The organism is Vibrio breoganii, from assembly GCF_024346795.1.
GTDB classification, from domain to species: Bacteria; Pseudomonadota; Gammaproteobacteria; order Enterobacterales; family Vibrionaceae; genus Vibrio; species Vibrio breoganii.
On sequence record NZ_AP024864.1, the window covers coordinates 980795 to 997112 of the forward strand.

Here is a 16318-nt window from a genome sequence, read left to right on the forward strand (position 1 = left end):
ATCGGGGATCTCTGACTTTAGAGCGTGAGAAGTCATCAGACACAAAAAAGGTGCTGAACCTAAGCTCAACACCTTTCATTTAGATGGTTTCAGTCAGACTTAGCTTAGAAGCTGTGGCTGTACTGTAGACCTACTAGGATTGCGTCTGCGCGAGTTGTAGCTAGTAGCGCGCCGCCTTCTTCAGAGACTTCTTCATCAGAACCGATTAGGTAGGTAATACCAAAGTCCATATTTGAATTATCGCTGAAGTGGTATGTTGCACCAGCAGAGATCCAGTTACGATCTGAGTCAGGTACAGAGATTGACGTGATTTCGTCTTGAGCACTAGTGTCATGCATGTAACCAGTACGTAGAGTAAACTTGTCATTTACATACCAAGTACCACCAATTGCAAAGTGCCAGCCATCTTGCCATTCGTATGGTTTAGAATAACTACCGCCACCTGGGATGCCAGCGATTGACTGAGTAGGATCTAGGTTTTCGAAGTCAATCTTATCGAATGCGCTCCAACCAATCCATTGTACAGAATAGTGTACTGCGAATGCTGTATCTGTAATACGGTGGTAGCCAGAGAATTCAGCCATATCTGGCAGAGGGAGTGTTAGTTCTTGTCCGTAGTCATCCTCTGCGGTGATTTCTGGACTGTAACGGTAAGACAAACCAAAACGGTTATTCTCGTTTAGCTCATAAACTGTACCCACATTGAAGCCTACACCCCAACCGTCAGCATCTTGTATGTTTACAGCTTGAATAGCCGGTGGCGCGCCTAGCTCTTGGGCACCGCGTCGGATAGTACCTTTACCGTAGATGATGTCTAGACCCGCACCAAAGCTCCACTGCTCATTTAGACGATAAGAGCCTGAAAGACCAATATTCATGCTTAGGATGTCTGTTTCACCACCGAATGCTGAGTTGTTCCAATAGTCGCTACCAGAGAAATCAGTGCTAGTACCAAAGTTAGAGTAGGCGTTGATACCCCATGCAAACTTGTCGTTTACAGGAACGATCAAGTGAATGTTTGGGGCAACAGATGTACCGCCTACATCGTCGTAGCTAGGTAGAGGTGCGTAGCCGCCTGCATCTGGGCTAAAACCTTGTACATCTTTAACAGAAATATCAGTAATGATCGCTTCAAAACCAAGAGACAAAGAAGTTTTATCAAAAAGGGCCATTGTCGCTGGGTTACGAGCCATAGAAGACGCGTTATCTGCGATTACTGCGTCACCTGCAAATGCACGACCAATACCTGTCGCTGATTGTGCGTTAAGTTGAAAGCCTGCTGCGTGTGCTTGAGAAGTTGAAGCAATCACTGCTGCTGCAAGTAGAGAGCGTTTAAGAATACGCGTCTTATTCATGAAATATTTCCTTATGGTTTACGCTAAAATCCTAGCGCATCAACCGGGTCTTTTTGTCGAAGTCGGCTGATACTATTGATTATTATAATTTTAACAACTCAGACCACTACCCAAAATGGCTAAATTGTTTAGTTTTGAGAGCAAGATGGTGCAATATCTGTGTAATATCGCGATTCTTAGAGTTATTGCTCTAAATCAATTATTGATAAGAAAAATAGGTAAAAAATGATAACCCCTTAACAATTATGAGTTGTAAGGGGTTGAAATCATTGGGGTATTGTAGCTATGAGATAGGCTTTATGATACTTGCTAACCGCTCAGCAACACTTGCAACATCTTCGTCACTGTCTCCGACGAGTATCATAGAAGCAGTGCCAATGGGAACTACAGTGCCGGACATTTGTTTTTCGCTAAAGTTCACTGCATGATCTGAGCTGATATTGGTAATAAAGAGGGTGATTCGCCCTTTTTCACCTTGGAAAACCATGTGCAAAGCGTTACTTTCACCAAAACCACAATGGTTTAAGTAGTACACGTGGTATGGGAAGCTCTCACTAAATTGATACGCAAATGGTGTTAGCTTGGTATTGATTTGATTAGAGTTAACCTGCTCATCGAGATTGTCTGTAAACGGGCTTTCTGTAATCACATGCTGCATGGCTTCATCGGCAAGGCTTGCATGGGCAACAGGTACAATATTTGCTGACCAATTGAGCTGTCCGATCATAATCCCGGCTGCAAATGCGACAGAAGCTGCGATAGCAAGACTACGTTTGGCAAAGCTTGGGCGCACTACGTTGTCTTCAGTACTCTGATTAAACAAAATCTTATCAGCCAAATTCTCCGGCACATCAACACGCATCGCCTGCTCGATTCTCGCGTCCAGATTTAATACGTCATCAGCAAACTTGGCATTGCTGTCACTATTTGCGATGGCGCTGAGTAAGTCTTCGTCTCGCGCTTTCGGGTCAGACATGATGCGGCGGCGAAATTCTAAATCATCCATTTTGCCTCCCCTGATTTGAAGTTGATGAATCAAGTAACTCTTTAAGCTGGTTTCTAGCCCTAAAAAGGCGAGTCATCACAGTATTTTTGTTTAGGTCTAATATGTCACCGATCTCTTCTCCGCTGAATCCACCGACTACTTGCAGGAACAACGGTTCTCGATATTCGAGGTCAAGGCGCATTATCTGAGCTTGAAGCCACTCACTTTGATGAAAGCCATCATCGCTACTGTGCCCTTCGTTGCCAGGATCATCTATATCAACAAGATCAAGCTGCTTTCTTTCGAAACGTCGAGCGTTTTCTCGTCGAAGTATGGTGATGAGCCAAGACTTAGCGGCTTTGTCGTCTTGCAAAGAGTCCAATGCCTTCCATGCTCTTAAACAGGTTTCTTGCACAAGATCTTCTGCAACAGAGCGATCTTTGCACAACCAGTATGCATAGCGAAATAGGTCTCGATGATAAGCGCGTACGAGCGCTTCGTATTTTCTTTGTTTATCCATATTAGAGTCGACCGGAGAGGTCGAACTTTTCTTTCGAGATTTTTCTTTTTTGTCGAAAATCCGCAGTATTGCCACACAACCTCCTTGGTTTATGCGTGCTTGTTACATTCACTGTAACTATAACAAGAGAAAAATTGATCTACTTCAAAGAATGAATGCTCAGTTTCCCTATAGTACACCCCGTCATCTGGTCGGACATACCAATTGCATATTGGAGACAATCGCATAATGTAAGCCCACTCAAGTGACAGTTTCCTTTTAGACTGACTTCAATCTCTCACTTAACCTTTTGCCTTTTGGCTATTCACCATTTTTTAGTGAGATTTGACGATACAGTGAGTAGTACACTGTATTAACAGTACTTTATAACCGCACCCTTGAGTGCGGTTTTTTTTTGCTTAAGATCTAGTTTGCTCATTTTATCTTTTGATTTCATTAACATTCTGATTACAATGGTTGAGGTCTGACCTCTTAACTAAGGATGTGTGATGGGATTACAACAGTTGACGACCCGGCAGGGAGATAGGGTGGCAGTAGTCGCTGGGCTTCGAACGCCCTTTGCGAGACAAAGCACAGAACTCAAAGATGTGCCTGCATTAGATCTTGGCAAAATGGTGGTAAGCGAAATGCTTGCCCGTACAGAGATCGACCCGGCAATGATAGAGCAGGTCGTTTTTGGTCAAGTCATCCAAATGCCGGCTGCACCGAACATTGCGCGTGAGATTGTGCTGGGTACAGGCATGGCTATTAATACTGATGCCTACAGTGTGACACGCGCTTGTGCGACCAGTTTTCAAGCGACAGCGAATGTTGTAGAGTCGATTCTCGCGGGTAATATCGAGGTGGGCATTGCTGGTGGCGCAGACTCATCATCAGTGTTACCAATTGGCGTGACCAAATCTCTAGCCTCAAATCTCTTAGCGCTGAGCAAAGCTCGCTCGCTATCACAAAAGCTCAAAATCGTAAGCAGCTTCAAGATGAAAGACTTGATGCCTGTGCCTCCCGCTGTTGCTGAATACTCTACCGGATTGTCGATGGGACAAACGGCAGAGCAAATGGCAAAGACCCATTCTATCTCTCGACAGGATCAAGATGCATTAGCGCATCGCTCCCACGCATTTGCTGCAGAGGCGTGGAATGAAGGTAAGATCCGTGATGAGGTGATGACAGCCTATCCCGAACCTTATAAGAAGTGGATTGATACCGATAACAACATTCGCTTTGACTCCACCATTGAAGGCTACGCCAAATTAAGACCCGCCTTTGACCGTCAGTTCGGTTCGGTAACGGCAGCCAATGCTACGCCGCTTACGGACGGAGCAGCTGCGATAATGCTGATGACAGAAAGTAAAGCGAAGGCACTCGGCCTAGAGATTCTAGGGTACATTCGCTCCTATGCGTTTTCAGCCACTGGCGTTGAGAAAGACATGTTGATGGGACCTTCGTATGCAACACCGATAGCACTAGACCGTGCTGGTATTTCATTAAATGACCTGACTCTTATCGATATGCATGAAGCCTTCGCCGCTCAAGCGCTGGCGAATATGAAGATGTTTGCCAGTGATAAGTTTGCACAAGAAAAGCTAGGCAGAAATAAGGCGATTGGCGAAATCGATATGGATAAGTTTAATGTGCTGGGCGGCTCTATTGCTTATGGTCACCCATTTGCTGCTACCGGCGCTCGTATGATTACGCAAACCCTAAGAGAGCTCAAACGACGAGGGGGCGGGTTAGGTCTTAATACCGCATGTGCGGCGGGCGGACTGGGTGCTGCGATGATCTTGGAGGTGGAATAATGAGCGAGACTAAAACATTTAATCTAACCATAGATTCAGAGCAACTAGCTTGGCTATCCATTGACGTGCAGGGTGAGAAGATGAACACCCTACAAGCGGCATTCGCTGACGAGATGAACGACATCTTGGAGCAGCTTGAAGCGAAGAAATCAGAGATCAAAGGCCTGATTGTTCACTCCCTTAAACCCGATAACTTTGTGGCTGGCGCCGATGTGCGTATGCTCGATGCCTGTAGCACCGCAGAGCAAGCAACAGAGCTTGCAACGACGGGTCAGAAGATGTTTGCAAGATTGGGTGAGTTTCCCTTCTCTGTGGTCTCAGCCATTCATGGCCCGTGCCTTGGCGGTGGACTAGAGCTAGCATTAGCGTGTGATTATAGAGTGTGCAGTGATGATGATATTACTCGCTTAGGTTTGCCCGAGGTTCAACTGGGTTTGTTACCTGGTTCAGGGGGCACTCAGCGTTTGCCTCGTTTGATTGGTCTTATGGCCTCTCTTGACTTGATCCTTACTGGCAAACAAGTGAGAGCGAAGAAGGCAAAGAAATTGGGCCTTGTAGATGCCAGTGTTCCTCAGAGTATCTTGATGGATGTCGCGAAGACCTACGCCGCTAAATCTAAACCCAAACGCAAAGCGCCAGCCAAAGAGAAACTCATCTCCAGCATTGGCTTGAGTCGTAAAGTGATTTTTGATCAAGCTGCAAAGAAAACTAATCAAAAGACGCGTGGAAACTATCCCGCTGCTGACAAGATTCTTGAAGTGATGCAGTTTGGCTTAGAAAAAGGCTTTGCTAAGGGGCTTGAAAAAGAAGCGCTTGAATTTGGCAAGCTAGTGATGACCTCTGAATCTAAAGCGCTGCGTTCTTTGTTTTTTGCTACGACAGAAATGAAGAAAGAGAACTTTGGCAATGCTACGCCTGCAAAGGTTAATCATGTGGGTGTCCTTGGAGGCGGTCTGATGGGAGCGGGGATTGCGCATGTTTCACTGGCGAAAGCCAAGCTACCCGTAAACCTTAAAGATGTGTCTCAAGATGGTGTGCTTAATGCGCTTGGCTACAACTACAAGCTTTTAAACAAACAGCGCAAGCGTCGCATTCTTTCTAAAGCACAGCTGCAATCTAAAATGTCTCAGCTTCGCGGCGGAACGGACTACCTAGGGTTTAATAAAGCTCAGGTGGTTATCGAAGCCGTATTTGAAGACCTTGCGTTAAAACAAAGTATGGTGAAAGAGATTGAGAGTGAGTGTTCAGATAACACTATCTTTGCGTCTAACACCTCATCTTTGCCTATTCATCAGATAGCCGAAGGTGCTCATAGGCCAGAAAATATCGTAGGCCTGCATTACTTTAGCCCAGCAGAGAAGATGCCTTTGGTTGAGGTGATACCCCATGCAACCACCTCAGATGAAACTGTGGCCACTGTGGTAGCCCTAGCTCGTAAGCAAGGCAAAACGCCGATTGTGGTCAAAGATACCGCCGGATTCTATGTGAACCGTATTCTTGCACCTTATATGAACGAAGCGGCGCAAGTATTAATGGCAGAGCAAGAAATAGAGCATATTGATAATGCCTTGCTCAACTTTGGCTTCCCTGTAGGCCCAATAACCTTGCTTGATGAGGTAGGTGTGGATATTGGTGCCAAGATCATGCCCATCCTAGTCAAAGAACTAGGTGAGCGATTCCAAGGCCCAGATCTGTTCGATACCCTGCTTAATGATGGTCGCAAGGGTAGAAAAGTCGGCAAAGGGTTCTATCAATACAAAGGCAAGGACAAGAAGGTGGATAAATCCGTGTATGGATTATTGAAACTGACGCCTTCCCGCAGTCTATCTGAAGAAGATATTGCCCTTCGATGCACTATTCCATTGCTGAATGAGGCGGTACGCTGTCTTGATGAAGGGATTATAGCGAGCGCGAGAGACGGCGATATTGGCGCCATCTTTGGTATTGGCTTCCCGCCATTTACCGGTGGTCCGTTCCGATTTATTGATACCTATGGCTTGGAGAACTTGATCGAGAAGATGAACCAGTTTGAGCTTAAATACGGTGAGCGATTTAAACCGTGTCAGGGCTTGCTAGATAGATTGGAATCTGGTGAGAGGTTTTATAGCTGACGGGTAAGCCCATTTTGGGATGAGACAATAAGCGAATTGAATAGGCGTAACTCTTATTAAGGGTTACGCCTTTTTTTTGGTTCGGTAGTTAGGGATCATTATTGTGCGTACAAAGATCCTGTTGGGCTGGCTTCCAGTTTTCATCAGGATGACGAGAAAAAGAAGCGTCACCCCGGAAAGCGAAGCTTATCCGGGGTCTTAGGGTGCACATTGCTACCTATCTACCTCTCAATCTTCGGCGAATAAATGGAATACGCCGTAATCTGCCCTGCCATAATCGCAGAGAACATGAACAATGCTGATAATCCAATGCTAGGGATCGGCAGTATCGATTGCTCAAACACGGACTCACTGGCACTGACCAGCACTCGGCTACCGGGTACTAGGATAATTATGCCTTGCAGAATATAGATGGAACCGGTCAGGTTCATCTTTTTTGCGATCCATGTGCCGTAGAGGGTAATAATGACAGTGGTTAGCCAAGTCCCTACAATCCAGCCACTGCCAAAACCGAGATAATACGGTCCCCACATACCAAGTACAGCAACAGGCAGCCCTAGTAGCATGTCTCTTGGCTGTGCATTGAATATGATGCCGATAGCAATAGATATAATGGGTAAGCCTGCGATATGCATCCACACTGGCACATCATTGGTATAAGTCAGAGAGTCACTCATTCCCCATATTGCTTCGCCCACCTGAACGCCCATGAAGATACCGATAAAGAGCTTTATTAAGGTCAGTGCACTTTGCCCAAGTAAACTGGTTCCCGAGACAAGGTCGTTGAAGGCGAGACATTCGAGCGAGTTGGCAATGGACAAGCCGGGCACGAATAGCACGATCGCGGCGATACATAATGCATACACGGGAATGGGGAGCCCTTGGCTACTCAATCCAGCGACACAGATACCGGTGAGTAACGCCGCAATAAATTCAACCGCGATGGTACGACGCCCACGCAGCACCATTTGACAACCCCAAACCATAAACCCGAGAAAGAGTGAGCAGATGATCGCCTCAAGCGTACTGCCGATAAGCATCAGATAGGCTGGTGGAATGGACATATTTGCCAGAGCAACCGCCCAGATAGGGTAGCGAAAAGGCTCTTTCTTGGTTGCGCCATTAGGTCTTCGCAGACGTTGTATGGTTTGAGCAAGAAGGCTAAGGTCGATAGAAGCGGGCGGTAGGCGCTTCATAATGACTTTATTGTTGTCTTCGGGAAACTGGTAATTAATCGATGTTGGTAGTGCCTGCAGCATAACTTGAACGTTATGTTGTTTCGCATAATGTTGAGTGAATTTTTCTACCTTATAGGGTGGGCATCCACTCTTGTGCAGAGTGTTTCCAAATTCAACTATTTTGTCGAACATTTCTTGCTGGGGCATGGCTACTAACAAAGATGATTAAGAATGTCGCGAATGTAACAGATAAACAGCATCAAAGCCAAAGCATGCGCTTAGCTTTGATACTGTTTCTGTCGATATTTCAATTCGTTGCTAAGGTCAACAGACCCTAGCCAAGCTCCACATCTTTAGGCATCAGCTGAAACTCTTCAATAGAGCCTATTTCCTTACCTAGTTTCAATGGCGGGGCATCGTGGTGTTGGTTTCCTTGCGTGTGCATGACAAGGCGGTTGGCCGTTCTTGGCTTGAGCTGTTCAACAACAAAGCGAATCATATCTGCGCGAGTAAGATCGCGAATCTTATCCACCACAATCTCTCTGTTATTAAAGTCTTTATCTTTATTGCCGATAGAGACCCACAGTCTTTGACCTTTAGTTCGTAGATTATTGTCCGGCGCCATTATTTGATTGAGTAGTCCTTGCTTACTGTTTTGCCATTGCGCTTCGGTGAGCTCCAACAGCACCATATAAAACGCATTCAAGAATTCATCGATAGAAGCGACAAGGTCTATAGGAGCGGCAACGGGTGACTGAACGTAGAGGACAATGCCTGGAATGCGGTTTAGTGGCATGTTTCCTGTTCCCACCATGTAACCCAGTTGCTGCTTGGTGCGGATTTCATTGAAAAATGCCGACGACATTAGATGATTGGCTAGGGTGAATGTGGCAATTGACGTCGGGCTAGAGTCTTTACCTTGGTGATATATAGCCACAGCAGAGTCGTCTTGATTACATTTAACTTCTCGCTGGAAAGTCCCTTGATTGCCCAGCTTCACTAGAGGGCGCAGTGACTCTTTGTATACCTGATTTTCTACACGTAATGCATTCTTCAACTCATCAGAGATTTGATGGGCCGCTTGTTGAGTCCAATCGCCGAACACAAACATCTCTACGTAGAGTTTGCCCAATAGCATAGAGACAAATTCTGGAAGTTGATCAATGGTCACTTCTTCAAGGGCATCAGCAAGTATAGCCGCGGGTGGATTGTTAGGTTGTAAGATCCCCGATAATTGATTAAACAGCTGTGAAAGTGGTCTATCTTTGCTGGCATTTCGCCATTTTCGAAGGATCTGAGCTTTAATGGTGTCAAAGCGTTGCTGCTCAAAATTTCGAGTGGCAAACTTTTCCAAGATCATCTTCAATAGCTGAGGCTGTTTTTCACTAAAGCCAGAGATAGTCAGGGTTAAGCCCCCCTGATGGGCATAAATGTTGTAGCTCATGCCTGCAATCTCAGCCTGATAAGACTGGCGAGACAAAGCCTCCATGAACAGCTCAACACACAGGCGCAGCTTCACTATGCTTTGCGGGTCTTTAACAGAGCATGGACTGTCAATGGCGATGTACAGTGATCCTTTGGGTACGCGAAAGTCCGGCTCTTGAAGGTGCCAAAGCCTTAAACCAGGCAACTCTTCAATGAGCGTTGGTAGCTTTTTGCGTTCTTCGAGTGGTTTTGGGTCTAAGTCGTAGCAAATAAACGGATTTTTACTCGGAAGTGCAAACTCATCATTAGCATGTGGATTGTTCCAGCGATGAACTTGCTCGGAACTTAATTTCTTAGATGAGTAAGGGGTAAAGTACCAATCCGCTTCTTTGTCATACTCAAGCCCTTTGGCGGTCACCCAAACGCGGAGGTTTTCTACGCAAAAATACGGGACAAAGCTTTCGATTAGTGAACGGTCGAAATCGCTCATGCGATAGTCGCCGTACAGCACCTCTTCAATGGGGTAGTGTTGTAGATTCATAACCAGATAACTGGCCAGATCCATGGGTTTCACCGATTCTTGGAAGCGAAATGCCGATTCTAAAACCGCTTGCTTCTCATGATAACGCCAATCTTCAATACCCTCTTCAAACACCAGTTTCATGTAGGAAAAGATCATCTCAATGATGTCATCAATATGATCAAGCCCTTCGGGTGTGAGCAGACAGCCGATAGTGAATTCTCGGAAGTTGCCACCACTGATTCCACCACCGGCAGCTAAAGAGGTCACCCAATGCTTATTTTTAAGGGCTAAGGTCAAGCTTCCCGGCCCTTCATAACCAATGAGGTGGGCAAAATAAGACAGAGGCTTGGTGGCGTAATGCTTATCCATATTGGGGAAAGAAAAGGAGAGGCTTAGCTTTCGCACTTCTTTTTCCGGTTCTATCTGGATATACAGTTGCTGCTCTTGCTCGGTGAGCAATGGGGTGGTGAGGGTCTTACCATTAAAGTCTTTATTGGGGATATCAGAAAACAAGCCAGTGGCTAATTCTTCAAGTTCATCCAAAGATTGAGGGCCAACCAGTACTGCGGTCATAAGATCGGCTGAGTATTTTTCATCGTGAAAGCGAATGATTTCGTCTCTGATTGAACCACTTTCTCTGTCACTTAGCGTTTCTTCGTTGCCCACAGAGAATTTGGAAAACGGATGAGCAGGGTTCACCAGTTCTTTTTGTACTTGATAGAAACGGCGAGAATCATCATGGATCTTCATCTGGTACTCAGAGTTCACGGCTTGTCTTTCTTTGTCCAAGGCTTCTTGATTAAACAGCGGAGAAATAAAAAACTGGCTGAACCTGGATAGAGCAGGCTCAAAGAAGTCTGGGGATACATCGAAGAAGAAGCAGGTGTGCTCAGTACCGGTCCAGGCATTATTACTGCCCCCGTGCTGGCTTATAAACGTTTGGAACTCGCCGACTTTAGGGTAAGCCTTAGTGCCAAGAAAGAGCATATGTTCAAGGTAATGCGCCAACCCTTCACGGTCGGCAGGGTCATCAAAGTGGCCTACTCTTACCGCAAGTGAGGCAGATGAACGGAGTGCTTCGGGAGCCTGAACCAAGATAACCTTAAGTTGATTGCTTAGGGTTAAGGGACGATAGCTGTTTTTATCATTCGGGCTTTGATGCACTTAACGCTCTCCTTTGAGTTACTCACGTCCAGAGATGTTAATCTCTATCGAGGTAAACTATTGTTTTGTATATCAAGTATGGCGGAGCAATGACGTCTAGCAAACCTAAAAAGTAAATTTTTATTGAAATGCTAGCTCAATCAGAGATAACCCTATGGGTTATGGTGTACTCTTTCATGAGGCAGTCACAAGTTTAGGATAGAAATGAACGTATTTATCATGCGCCACGGAGAGGCGGGAAGCTTTGCCATAAGCGACGCCGAACGTACTCTGACTCAGCGTGGAGAACAGCAGTCATTAGAGGTCGCTAAAGCTGTGGTAGGGCAGGGTGTGTCCCATTTTGATCTCGTGTTAGTCAGCCCTTACATCCGAGCTCAGCAGACGTGGGATGTGATTAAAGATCAATTCTCAGCGACAAAGGTTGAGGAATGTGCGGATATTACCCCTTATGGTCAGTCCGATGACGTATATCAATATGTATGTGCAATCGCAGACACCCAGCAGCCGAAGTCCATTCTTCTTGTCTCGCACTTGCCTTTGGTGGGCTATCTAACCGCTGAGTTTGTTAATGATATGAGCGCGCCTATGTTTCCAACCTCGGGCTTTGCTGCCATAGACTTTGATCTTGAGAGCAGTAATGGCGAGTTGATGTGGCATATTGCACCTTAATTTGCCTATAAAAATTCACACACAAAAACGGCGACCTCAGGTCGCCGTTTTTAATAGTGTGGTTACTTATTTAGGCATAATCACAGTATCGATCACGTGAATAACGCCGTTTGATGCCTTGATGTCGGTCGCGGTTACCGTGGCATTGTCTACCATTACGGTGCCGTCCATCACTTTAATCATCACCGTGCCACCTTGCACTGTTTGTGCTTCACTCAGTTTCACAACATCGGCTGCCATTACCTTTCCTGCCACCACGTGATAGGTCAAGATTGCCACCAACTTATCTTTGTTTTCTGGTTTTAGTAGCATTTCCACTGTGCCGTCGGGCAATTTGGCAAACGCTTCGTTGGTGGGTGCGAATACCGTGAATGGGCCTTCGCCTTTCAGCGTATCAACCAGTCCTGCTGCCTGAACCGCCGCGACTAGCGTTGAAAAATCGTCATTGCTTGCCGCCACATCAACAATGTCTTTTTTCATGCCGTGATGGCCAGCATAGATATTAAAACTTAGCGCCAGTAAACCGACCAACCAAACTGCTTTTGTTGCGAGTTGTGTGAACATAACGTATCCCTCGTGTTGTCTTGTTGAATATCCAAATGCTTTGGATACATGCAACATTGATTACGCAACGAGGGAGCAAAGGATCATTATTTTTCCGGAATAGAGAGCAATACCAACAGGGCACCCGCGCCGCCAAACTCGAGAGGGGCTTGGTGATAAGCCATGACATCAGGGTGCTGCGCCAGCCACAATGGAACCTTCTGTTTGAGAATATGCTTACCAATGCCATGCATCACGCTGGCACAGTGCACGTTTTCTTTGATGCAGTGCGCAATCATTGCGCCAAGTTCACGCTTCGCTTCTTGTTGAGTCATGCCATGCATGTCTAAATAAACATCGGGTACGTAAACGCCGCGTCGCAATCGCTTCACTTCGTATTTAGACACATCGCTTCGCGCATAACGGGTAGGGCCGTCGTCACTGAGCATAGGTTCGAACTCATCAGAGAAGAAAAATTCGTTGTCTTTGGCTTCTCTACTGAACCTTTGCTGTTGTTTTTGCTTTGTCTCTCTTTTTGGCGGTTGGATTATGGTATCCTGTTGCAACTTTTTAACGCCCTGTACTGCTTCTTTAAACAAAGCAAAGTCATCATCACTTGGCTTATCGGATTTGTTCATGGGATTAGTTTTCTGATCTATCTTTGATTGGGCAGTATTGTAGCGCTTTTTGGAGAAAATTTTGGATAAGATTTTTGTAGATGAAGCAGTGTCGGAACTTCACACACTGCAAGACATGATTCGTTGGACAGTTAGTCGATTCAACGCGGCGGGACTATTTTATGGTCACGGCACAGATAATGCGTGGGATGAAGCTGTACAATTAATCCTGCCTTCACTCTATCTACCCCTAGATGTGCCTTCGCATGTCTTAAACTCGCGCCTGACTAGTAGTGAACGCTTACGTGTCGTAGAGCGAGTCATTCAGCGTATTAACGAACGCACTCCAACCGCTTACCTGACTAACAAGGCATGGTTCTGCGGTATGGAATTCTTTGTTGATGAAAGAGTACTAGTGCCACGCTCGCCAATTGGTGAGTTGATCGAAAGTCATTTCCAGCCATGGTTGGTCGACCAGCCAACTCGTATCATGGATATGTGTACGGGTAGCGGTTGTATTGCTATTGCGTGTGCGCATGCCTTCCCTGATGCCGAAGTTGATGCGATTGATATTTCTTCTGATGCGCTAGAAGTGGCAGAGCAAAATATTCAAGATCACGGCCTAGAGCTTCAAGTTACGCCAATTCGTTCAGACTTGTTCCGCGATTTGGTTAAAGAGAAATACGACCTGATTGTGACTAATCCGCCATACGTGGATGAAGAAGACATGAACAGTCTGCCTGAGGAATTTAAGCATGAGCCTGAATTAGGCTTAGCGGCGGGTACTGATGGCCTTAAGTTGGTGCGTCGTATCCTTGCTAATGCTCCTAATTACTTAGCAGAAAATGGCATCCTGATTTGTGAAGTGGGCAATTCAATGGTTCACATGATAGAACAGTACCCACAAATTCCATTCACTTGGATTGAATTTGCGAACGGTGGTCATGGCGTATTCATGTTAACTCGCGAGCAGCTCGTTGACTGTGCAGACGAATTTGCTCTGTATATCGACTAGTTTTAAGAACTAAATTGAATAACGGCACCCATGCAGGTGCCGTTTTTTGTTGTCAAAGATCTTTACAATAGAGTGTGATAAGGCGAGTATGAAAGACATTAGCTCGCACAAAACAGACTTACAATGAGGAAGTAATGGCAGGAAACAGCATTGGCCAGCATTTTCGCGTAACCACATTTGGCGAAAGCCATGGTATCGCTTTGGGTTGTATCATCGATGGATGCCCTCCTGGTTTAGCCTTAGAAGAGGCAGACCTTCAAAAAGACCTAGACCGTCGCCGTCCGGGTACCTCTCGTTATACTACCGCTCGTCGCGAACCGGATGAGGTGAAGATCCTCTCTGGCGTGTTCGAAGGGCAAACGACAGGCACTTCAATTGGTCTGTTGATCGAAAATACCGATCAACGCTCAAAAGATTATTCTGAGATCAAAGACAAATTCCGCCCAGGTCATGCTGATTACACTTACCATCAAAAGTATGGTGTGCGTGATTATCGTGGTGGTGGTCGCTCTTCTGCTCGTGAAACAGCCATGCGTGTAGCCGCAGGTGCGGTAGCGAAAAAGTACCTAGCGCAAGAGTTTGGTGTTGAAATCAAGGCTTACCTCACTCAAATGGGTGACGTAAAGATTGAGAATGTCGATTTTGATGAGATTGAAAACAACCCGTTCTTTTCTCCAGATGCAGCAGCGGTTGAAAAATTTGATCAACTGATTCGCGATCTGAAAAAAGACGGCGATTCTGTAGGCGCAAAACTTCAGGTAGTCGCAAAGAGCGTACCTGTTGGTTTGGGCGAGCCTATCTTTGACCGCCTAGATGCCGATATTGCCCATGCACTTATGAGTATCAATGCTGTTAAGGGCGTTGAAATTGGTGATGGTTTTGAAGTGGCTGCACAGAAAGGCAGCGAGCATCGCGATGAGCTAACACCGGATGGCTTTGCATCAAACCATGCTGGTGGCATCTTAGGTGGTATCTCAACTGGCCAAGATATTGTTGCCAACATTGCACTTAAGCCGACATCGAGCATTACCGTGCCGGGTAATACTATCAACCGTCAGGGTGAAGCGACGCAGTTAATCACTAAAGGTCGTCACGACCCATGTGTGGGTATTCGCGCAGTGCCGATTGCTGAAGCTATGCTAGCGATTGTGGTGCTTGATCATTTGCTTCGTCATCGTGGGCAAAACTTTGGTGTTTCTACAGAGACGCCGAAGATTTAAAGTTAACGTTGATGAGTACTAAGGCCTTGAATAGAAATGTTCGGGGCCTTTTTGTTTGGTGTCACAAATTCAGCTTTGTTCATAACGGTTAGCAATGGTTTCGCCTTTGACCGGCGAGGTACTTTTTGTCTGCAGCAACAAAAAGTACCCAAAAAATGCCGCGGCTACTTTTCCTTATTCCTAAATTTACCAATTACTACGAGTAGCGTGGCTAAACTCGCTTCGCTCAGACAAGCGCCACTCACCTTCGGTGCACTCTAGCAATCGGTAAATTTAGGAGGAAAAGTAAGGCCGGAGTAGAGCGTAAAATTATTGCAATGTTACGCTTTGTGATGAACATACGAGCGTATATGTGATTTAAGCCACTAGTGCAGTGAGCTTTCTGCTTCAAGATGAAATGAAGGTAGGCGCCATTTGAATCGCACGGCTGCCATTCTTAGTAGATAGCCCACAATCAAGGTGGTTATTGTCGCAGTAACATCGCTAATGCCGAATTCAAGTAGGGTTAGGTACAAGCCCGATGCGATTAGTGCCACTGAGGCATACAATTCTTCGTGCAATACCAGAGGTGTCTGACGACAGATTAAGTCTCTTAAAAGCCCGCCAAAAACGCCAGTCACCAAGGCTGAAACCATACAGATAAGCGCATGGTGTCCCATGCCCATCGCCACCTTAGTACCGATAATACTAAACACGATCAGTCCCAGAGCATCTAAGCGAATAAATACTCCCTTGAGTTTGATTACCCATTTGGCAAATCCAGTAGTGAGTATGCCTGCAATACAGGTAATCACTAAAAATTCTGGATTTTTCACCCAGCTTAGTGGGTAGTGGCCGAGCAAAATATCACGGACTGTTCCGCCGCCTATGGCTGTTGCACTTGCTACTAGCATTACTCCAAACCAATCCATTTTACGTCGACCTGCGCTTAATGCGCCTGTCATAGCTTCTGCTGTAATTCCAATGATATACAAAGCACTTAGTAGCATGTTGTGAGACTCTAATCGTGACCAGTTGTGCTGGTAGGCGGGAAAATTAGGCGTGAGTGTAGAGCGAAATCCGAACGGTGACGAATGAGATTTTGTACCGACGCAATCGTTTGTCAGATTACTAAATCTAATGGCGGGCGAATTACTGCGGGTTTACCTATCGCCTTAAAAAAGAGACAATATTGTTTTACATAGATACAACGACCAA

General features: G+C 45.9%; 13 protein-coding genes. 5 read left to right on the forward strand and 8 right to left on the reverse strand.

Annotated elements, in window-relative coordinates; genetic code table 11:
• Positions 1 to 104: 104 nt before the first annotated feature.
• From OCU35_RS04650 to OCU35_RS04660, 3 genes are all read right to left on the reverse strand, one after another.
• Positions 105 to 1355 (reverse strand): outer membrane protein transport protein, encoded by a 1251-nt coding sequence (locus tag OCU35_RS04650; RefSeq protein WP_102443233.1) that lies wholly within the window; start codon positions 1353 to 1355, stop codon positions 105 to 107.
• 283 nt (positions 1356 to 1638) lie between these two features.
• The gene (locus OCU35_RS04655; protein ID WP_102460789.1) at positions 1639 to 2361 is read right to left on the reverse strand and encodes a DUF3379 family protein; all 723 of its coding nucleotides are present in this window, start codon (positions 2359 to 2361) and stop codon (positions 1639 to 1641) included.
• Positions 2354 to 2935 carry a sigma-70 family RNA polymerase sigma factor gene (locus OCU35_RS04660; RefSeq protein ID WP_017032484.1) on the reverse strand — a complete coding sequence of 194 codons (582 nt, stop codon included), beginning with the start codon at positions 2933 to 2935 and terminating at the stop codon, positions 2354 to 2356. Before OCU35_RS04660 ends, OCU35_RS04655 begins: the two co-directional genes overlap by 8 nt.
• A 413-nt stretch (positions 2936 to 3348) precedes the next feature.
• Between OCU35_RS04660 and fadI the strand changes: the two genes are divergently transcribed.
• The gene (gene fadI / locus OCU35_RS04665) at positions 3349 to 4656 is read left to right on the forward strand and encodes an acetyl-CoA C-acyltransferase FadI (RefSeq protein WP_261825736.1); all 1308 of its coding nucleotides are present in this window, start codon (positions 3349 to 3351) and stop codon (positions 4654 to 4656) included.
• Entirely contained in the window at positions 4656 to 6767 is a 2112-nt protein-coding gene (gene fadJ, locus OCU35_RS04670) for a fatty acid oxidation complex subunit alpha FadJ (RefSeq protein WP_261825737.1), read from the forward strand. The genes fadI and fadJ overlap by 1 nt, the downstream gene beginning before the upstream one ends.
• A gap of 221 nt (positions 6768 to 6988) precedes the next feature.
• Here fadJ and OCU35_RS04675 read toward each other — a convergent pair whose 3' ends face one another.
• Entirely contained in the window at positions 6989 to 8152 is a 1164-nt protein-coding gene (locus OCU35_RS04675) for a threonine/serine exporter family protein (protein WP_102329817.1), read from the reverse strand.
• Between the two features lie 127 nt (positions 8153 to 8279).
• Entirely contained in the window at positions 8280 to 11057 is a 2778-nt protein-coding gene (locus OCU35_RS04680) for an insulinase family protein (protein ID WP_102381799.1), read from the reverse strand.
• Positions 11058 to 11261: 204 nt separating this feature from the next.
• Here OCU35_RS04680 and sixA point away from each other — a divergent pair, with 204 nt between their 5' ends.
• Complete coding sequence (gene sixA, locus OCU35_RS04685) at positions 11262 to 11726, forward strand: phosphohistidine phosphatase SixA (RefSeq protein ID WP_261825738.1); 465 nt, start codon at positions 11262 to 11264, stop codon at positions 11724 to 11726.
• A 66-nt stretch (positions 11727 to 11792) separates the two neighbouring features.
• Here sixA and OCU35_RS04690 read toward each other — a convergent pair whose 3' ends face one another.
• Entirely contained in the window at positions 11793 to 12290 is a 498-nt protein-coding gene (locus tag OCU35_RS04690; protein WP_017027793.1) for a fasciclin domain-containing protein, read from the reverse strand.
• A gap of 86 nt (positions 12291 to 12376) precedes the next feature.
• Positions 12377 to 12907: an endonuclease SmrB gene (smrB, locus tag OCU35_RS04695; RefSeq protein WP_017027794.1), complete on the reverse strand. Its 531-nt coding sequence runs from the start codon at positions 12905 to 12907 to the stop codon at positions 12377 to 12379.
• A 61-nt stretch (positions 12908 to 12968) separates the two neighbouring features.
• On the opposite strand from smrB, the gene prmB reads away from it, so the two are divergent.
• Entirely contained in the window at positions 12969 to 13901 is a 933-nt protein-coding gene (gene prmB / locus OCU35_RS04700) for a 50S ribosomal protein L3 N(5)-glutamine methyltransferase (RefSeq protein ID WP_017032476.1), read from the forward strand.
• 134 nt (positions 13902 to 14035) lie between these two features.
• The gene (gene aroC, locus OCU35_RS04705; protein WP_065599515.1) at positions 14036 to 15121 is read left to right on the forward strand and encodes a chorismate synthase; all 1086 of its coding nucleotides are present in this window, start codon (positions 14036 to 14038) and stop codon (positions 15119 to 15121) included.
• 365 nt (positions 15122 to 15486) lie between these two features.
• On the opposite strand, the gene OCU35_RS04710 is transcribed toward aroC, so the two are convergent.
• On the reverse strand, positions 15487 to 16110 hold the full coding sequence (locus OCU35_RS04710) for a trimeric intracellular cation channel family protein (protein WP_102367159.1): 624 nt from the start codon (positions 16108 to 16110) through the stop codon (positions 15487 to 15489).
• Between the last annotated feature and the right edge of the window lie 208 nt (positions 16111 to 16318).